Consider the following 5,055-nt stretch of genomic DNA (forward strand, 5'->3'; position numbering starts at 1 on the left):
CTGCTCGCGAAGGCCGCTCAGCCGATTTCAAGACCAGGTACAAAAACCCCGAAGGGCTCACGCCTTTCGGGGTTATTTTTTTACTCACAGGCTTACAACTTGGCGATCGACACCTCGGTGGATTTCACGAAGGCGATCACTTCGCTGCCCACCGCCAGTTCCAGCTCCTTGACCGAGCGGGTGGTGATCACCGAAGTGACGATGCCGGAGGCGGTCTGCACGTCGATTTCCGACAGCACGTCGCCGAGAACGATCTCCTTGATCGAGCCTTTGAACTGGTTGCGCACGTTGATGGCTTTGATAGTCATGGCTTTGATTCCTGTCGTTGGAGGTAACTTGAGTTATTGAGCCCAGCGCAATTGCGTAGGCAGTGGTGAAACAGGTTCCGGCTCCGGCGGCTCGCCGGGCAGGGACAGAACACGGTTGAGCACTTCGGTTTCCAGCGCCGCCAGTCGATGCGATCCGCGCACGCGCGGACGTGGCAGCTCCACTGGCAGGTCGAGGCCGACTTCGCCGTCCTCGATCAGAATCACCCGGTCGGCAATCGCCACCGCTTCGCTGACGTCATGGGTCACCAGCAGCACGGTGAAGCCATGCTGTTGCCAGAGGCGTTCGATCAGTTGCTGCATCTCGATCCGGGTCAGCGCATCCAGCGCACCCAGCGGCTCGTCGAGCAGCAGCAGGCGCGGTTGATGAATCAGCGCGCGGGCCAGCGCCACACGCTGCTTCTGCCCACCGGACAAGGCGGCCGGCCATTCGCTGGCACGATCGGCCAGGCCCACCGCTTCCAGTGCCTCCAGCGCTTGCGGGCGCCAGTTGCCGTTAAGGCCGAGGCCAACGTTATCGATGATCTTTTTCCACGGCAGCAGCCGGGCTTCCTGGAACATCAGCCGGGTGTCTTCCCTCGCATCGCTCAGCGGTGCGGCACCGGCCAACAGGTCGCCGCCCGTCGGTTGATCGAGGCCGGCGAGCAGACGCAGGAACGTGCTCTTGCCGCACCCGCTGCGCCCGACCACGGCGACGAATTGCCCCGCTGGAATGTGCAGGTCGATGTCGCGCAGCACCTGCCGCGCACCAAAGGTTTTCTGCAGGTTGCGCACCACCAGCGGAATCCCGCGCAGCAGGCGTGGAGGTTGTTGAGCAGTCATGCCGCACCTCCCCTGGCAACCTGGTAAGCCGGGTGCCAGCGCAACCACACACGTTCAAGTCCACGGGCCGCGAGGTCGGCGAGTTTGCCGAGCACCGCGTAAAGCAGGATCGCCAGCACCACCACATCGGTCTGTAAAAACTCCCGGGCATTCATCGCCAGATAGCCGATGCCGGAGCTGGCGGAGATTGTTTCGGCAACGATCAGCGTCAACCACATGAAGCCCAGCGCAAAGCGCACACCGACCAGAATCGAAGGCAACGCACCCGGCAGAATCACCTGCCAGAACAGGCTGAAACCGCTCAAGCCATAACTGCGCGCCATCTCCACCAACGCCGGATCAACGTTGCGGATGCCGTGATAAGTGTTGAGGTAGATCGGGAACAACGTGCCCAGCGCCACCAGGAAAATCTTCGCCGACTCGTCGATGCCGAACCACAGGATCACCAGCGGAATCAGCGCCAGGTGCGGCACGTTGCGGATCATCTGCACCGAACTGTCGAGCAGGCGTTCGCCCCACTTCGACAGGCCGGTAATGAAGCCCAGCACCAGGCCGATGCTGCCACCGATGGTGAAGCCCAGCGCGGCGCGCCAGCCGCTGATTGCCAGGTGCGTCCAGATTTCGCCGCTGCGCACCAGGCTGACACCGGCCTCGATCACCGCCACCGGTGCCGGCAGAATCCGCGTCGACAACCAACCGGCCGACACCGACAACTGCCACACCGCCAGCAACAACACCGGCAACGCCCAGGGCGCGAGGTTGTGGATAAGTTTCTTCATGGCGCGCCTCAGCTCTGCGACGCGGCTTTGGGAAGAATGTCGTTGGCCACCATCTCGCCGAACGGGCTGACATAACCGGCGCTTTTCGGCAGCTCCGGACGCTCGATGTCGAGGTGCGGGAACAGCAGTTCAGCGACGCGGTACGACTCTTCGAGGTGTGGATAACCGGAGAAGATGAACGTATCGATCCCCAGATCCGCGTACTCCTTCACGCGGGCGGCCACGGTCGGACCATCGCCGACCAGCGCGGTACCGGCGCCGCCGCGCACCAGACCGACGCCGGCCCACAGGTTGGGGCTGACTTCGAGGTTGTCGCGACTGCCGCCGTGCAGCGCGGCCATGCGTTGCTGGCCGACCGAGTCGAAGCGCGCCAGCGATGCTTGCGCACGTTTGATGGTGTCGTCGTCCAGATGCGAGATCAGCCGGTCGGCTGCTTGCCAGGCTTCGGCGTTGGTTTCGCGCACGATCACATGCAGACGAATGCCGAAGCGCACGGTACGCCCGAGCCTGGCTGCCTTGGCGCGCACCTGCTCGATCTTCTCGGCCACCGCCGCTGGCGGTTCGCCCCAGGTCAGGACCATCTCGACCTGTTCGGCAGCGAGATCCTGCGCCGCTTCCGAAGAGCCGCCGAAGTACAGCGGCGGACGCGGTTGCTGGATCGGCGGATAGAGCAGTTTGGCGCCCTTCACGCTGATGTGTTCGCCGTCGTAATCGACGGTTTCGCCTTCCAGCACCCGACGCCAGATGCGGGTGAATTCCACCGAAGCCTGATAACGCGCTTCGTGATCGAGGAACAGACCATCACCGGCCAATTCTTCCGGGTCGCCACCGGTCACCAGGTTGAACAGCGCGCGACCGCCGGACAGACGATCCAGGGTCGCTGCCTGCCGCGCCGCCACCGTCGGGGAAATGATCCCGGGGGCGCAGGGCGACAAGGAATTTCAGACGCTGGGTCACCGGGATCAACGACGCGGCCACCAGCCACGAGTCTTCGCACGAACGGCCGGTGGGAATCAGCACGCCGCCAAAACCCAGACGATCCGCCGCTTGCGCGACCTGTTGCAGATAACCGTGGTCAACGGCGCGGGCGCCTTCGGCGGTGCCAAGGTAATGGCCGTCGCCGTGGGTAGGCAGGAACCAGAAGATGTTAAGGCTCATGGAGTGGTCTCCTTGGGGATTCGATTTACTGGGCTTGGCTGACCGAGCTTTGGGCCACAGCGGCCGGTGGTGTCCAGATCACATCCTTGATGCTCAACGGCTTGGGAATCAGCTTGAGCTGGTAGAAGGTGTCGGCGATTTTCTGTTGCGCGGCGACCACGTCCGGGGTCAGGAACAGCGCACCGTAGCCCTGGCGTTTCACCGAGGTCAGGGTGATGTCAGCCGGCAGGCCAAGCAGTGGCGCGACCTGTCGGGTCACGTCTTCAGGATTGGCTTTGGACCACTCGCCCACGGCGCGCACTTCTTCGACGAGGGTCTTGATCACCTCGGGATTTTTCTGCGCGTAAGGTTTGGTCGCGAGGTAGAACTGATGGTTGTCGACGATGCCTTTGCCGTCACGCAGGGTGTGCGCTTGCAGCTGTTGCTCGGCAGCGGCCTGGTACGGATCCCAGATCACCCAGGCGTCGACGCTGCCACGTTCGAACGCGGCGCGGGCATCGGCCGGCGGCAGGTACACGGTCTGGATATCGGCGTATTTGAGGCCGGCGTCTTCAAGGGCGCGCACCAGCAAGTAGTGCACGTTGGAGCCTTTGTTCAGCGCGACTTTCTTGCCCTTCAGATCGGCGACCGATTTGATCGGCGAGTCTTTCGGTACGAGGATCGCTTCGCTGTTCGGCGCTGGCGGTTCGTAGGCGACATAGAGCAGGTCAGCGCCGGCAGCCTGAGCGAATACCGGTGGGGTTTCGCCGGTAACACCGAAGTCGATCGAGCCGACGTTCAGGCCTTCGAGCAGTTGCGGGCCGCCGGGGAATTCAGTCCATTGCACGTCCACGCCTTGGGCGGCCAGACGTTTTTCCAGTGTGCCTTTGGCCTTGAGCAGCACCAGCGTGCCGTACTTCTGATAACCGATTCTTAGCGTCTCGGCCTGAGCCTGGGTGATGGCGCCGAAGGACACAGCCGCAGCAAACAGAGCGACCAGACCACGACGCAAAAATACAGTGCGCATAGCGCTCTCCTTTTTGCTGTTGGGTTTTGGCTGCACCTGCTTGCCCGTTGGCGGGCGAGTAAGGCCAGTACTTCAATTTCGGTGAGGCTTAAATGCTCCAGCGAGCACTCAACAAACGTTCATTCAACAGTCCCGGCTCCAGCGGTTTCGGCCGGCGGGCCATGGCACTGACAAACTGCTCCAGTGCTTCGTGCAGACGCTGCTCCAGCGCCGGCGCCAGTTGCGCCTGGGCACTGCCTTCGCCGTAAGCAATCTGGCTGTCCTCGGCAAAAATCCCTTGCAGCATTTCCTGGGCTTTCAATGCCGACAGCACGGGCTTGAGGGCGTAATCGACCACCAGCATGTGGGCGATGCTGCCGCCAGTGGCCATCGGCAGGACAATCTTGTGGTTCAAGGCGCGCTCCGGGAGCAGATCGAGCACGGTCTTCAGCGCCCCGGAAAACGACGCCTTGTACACCGGCGTGGCGATCAGCAGACCGTCAGCGTTTTCAATCTGCGCCAGCAGGTCGAGCACCTTCGGGCTGTCGAAGCGGGCGTGGAGCAAGTCTTCGGCCGGGAAGTCCCGCACCTGATAACTCACCACTTCCACCCCCTGCTCCTGCAACCAGCGTTGCGAGCGCTCCAGCAACACCCCGGAACGAGAGCGCTGGCTGGGACTGCCACCGAGTGAGGACGACCAGCATTCAGACGATTCCTTGCGCGTTACAGGCGATTCGCGGGTTGCGATCTCGCTTCGATGGAGTGACCTTACCAGCTGATTTATATATCCATAAATCATATTTATTCATTTGGTTATGCGTTTAAGAGATATGAGGTTTGCTTTGTTCCGGGCAAAAAAACAGGCCGTGAAAACGGCCTGAAATCCCCTGCTTAGTGGTTCTGAATTCTGTACTGCCCGGACTGACGCCTTCGCGAGCAGGCTCGCTCCCACAGGGGACTGCATTTCAAATGTGGGAGCGGAGCC

The 5,055-nt window shown here is 62.1% G+C and carries 5 protein-coding genes and 1 pseudogene; all 6 read right to left on the reverse strand.

Annotated features, from left to right (window positions below):
• Positions 1 to 92: 92 nt before the first annotated feature.
• A complete protein-coding gene (locus HT737_RS13895; RefSeq protein ID WP_007967989.1) occupies positions 93 to 308 on the reverse strand; it encodes a molybdopterin-binding protein in 216 nt (71 codons plus the stop codon).
• 33 nt (positions 309 to 341) lie between these two features.
• Positions 342 to 1,148, reverse strand: a complete 807-nt coding sequence (gene ssuB / locus HT737_RS13900; protein ID WP_121182528.1) for an aliphatic sulfonates ABC transporter ATP-binding protein — start codon at positions 1,146 to 1,148, stop codon at positions 342 to 344.
• Entirely contained in the window at positions 1,145 to 1,927 is a 783-nt protein-coding gene (gene ssuC / locus HT737_RS13905) for an aliphatic sulfonate ABC transporter permease SsuC (RefSeq protein WP_182402920.1), read from the reverse strand. Before ssuC ends, ssuB begins: the two co-directional genes overlap by 4 nt.
• A gap of 8 nt (positions 1,928 to 1,935) precedes the next feature.
• Positions 1,936 to 3,085: pseudogene (gene ssuD, locus HT737_RS13910) on the reverse strand (FMNH2-dependent alkanesulfonate monooxygenase).
• A 25-nt stretch (positions 3,086 to 3,110) separates the two neighbouring features.
• On the reverse strand, positions 3,111 to 4,091 hold the full coding sequence (locus HT737_RS13915; protein ID WP_047297202.1) for a sulfonate ABC transporter substrate-binding protein: 981 nt from the start codon (positions 4,089 to 4,091) through the stop codon (positions 3,111 to 3,113).
• Positions 4,092 to 4,179: 88 nt separating this feature from the next.
• The gene (gene ssuE / locus HT737_RS13920; protein WP_182402923.1) at positions 4,180 to 4,818 is read right to left on the reverse strand and encodes an NADPH-dependent FMN reductase; all 639 of its coding nucleotides are present in this window, start codon (positions 4,816 to 4,818) and stop codon (positions 4,180 to 4,182) included.
• Positions 4,819 to 5,055 lie beyond the last annotated feature (237 nt).

The organism is Pseudomonas sp. MD195_PC81_125 (genome assembly GCF_014060985.1).
GTDB classification, from domain to species: domain Bacteria; phylum Pseudomonadota; class Gammaproteobacteria; order Pseudomonadales; family Pseudomonadaceae; genus Aquipseudomonas; species Aquipseudomonas parakoreensis.

What these genes read in the sequence shown, in the direction of transcription:
- HT737_RS13895 (WP_007967989.1), bottom strand. Translation starts at nt 308, where the DNA reads ATGACTATCAAAGCCATCAACGTGCGCAACCAGTTCAAAGGCTCGATC.
- ssuC (WP_182402920.1), bottom strand. Translation starts at nt 1,927, where the DNA reads ATGAAGAAACTTATCCACAACCTCGCGCCCTGGGCGTTGCCGGTGTTG.
- ssuB (WP_121182528.1), bottom strand. Translation starts at nt 1,148, where the DNA reads ATGACTGCTCAACAACCTCCACGCCTGCTGCGCGGGATTCCGCTGGTG.
- HT737_RS13915 (WP_047297202.1), bottom strand. Translation starts at nt 4,091, where the DNA reads ATGCGCACTGTATTTTTGCGTCGTGGTCTGGTCGCTCTGTTTGCTGCG.